This window comes from Microvirga sp. HBU67558 (genome assembly GCF_018069605.1).
Classification (GTDB): Bacteria; Pseudomonadota; Alphaproteobacteria; order Rhizobiales; family Beijerinckiaceae; genus Microvirga; species Microvirga terrae.
In genome coordinates, this window is the sequence record NZ_JAGPUP010000155.1 from 1 (window position 1) to 363 (window position 363).

1 protein-coding gene is annotated in these 363 nt (G+C 60.6%); it reads right to left on the reverse strand.

Annotated elements, in window-relative coordinates; all coding sequences use genetic code 11:
• On the reverse strand, window positions 1–207 hold a 207-nt coding region (locus KBI52_RS32430; RefSeq protein WP_247654084.1), incomplete at its 3' end, for a hypothetical protein.
• Window positions 208–363 lie beyond the last annotated feature (156 nt).

Below are 363 nucleotides of genomic sequence, written 5' to 3' on the forward strand. Positions count from 1 at the left end.
CCGAACTCGGCCTGGGCATGGAACCGCAGCGGGTGGCTTCACACGTTCCGCGATGATCCGAGAACCGGGATTGACCACTTCGAGCGGGCCATCCGTCTGAGCCCATTTGATCCCATGGTTTTCAACTCCTATGCCGGCATTGGAGATGCTCACTTCGTGGCCGGCCGCTATCCGGAGGCTGTCACATGGCTTGAGAAAGCCCGTCATGCGCATCCAAGAGCGGTCTGGATCAACCGGTTCCTGACGGCATCCTATGCCTTGAGCGGCAGGCAACAGGAGGCGGAGGCCTGTATCCAACGGCTTCTCACAGTGTATCCTGGCCTGACGGTGTCCGCCGTGAGAGCTGCTCCTCCGTTCAGCCAA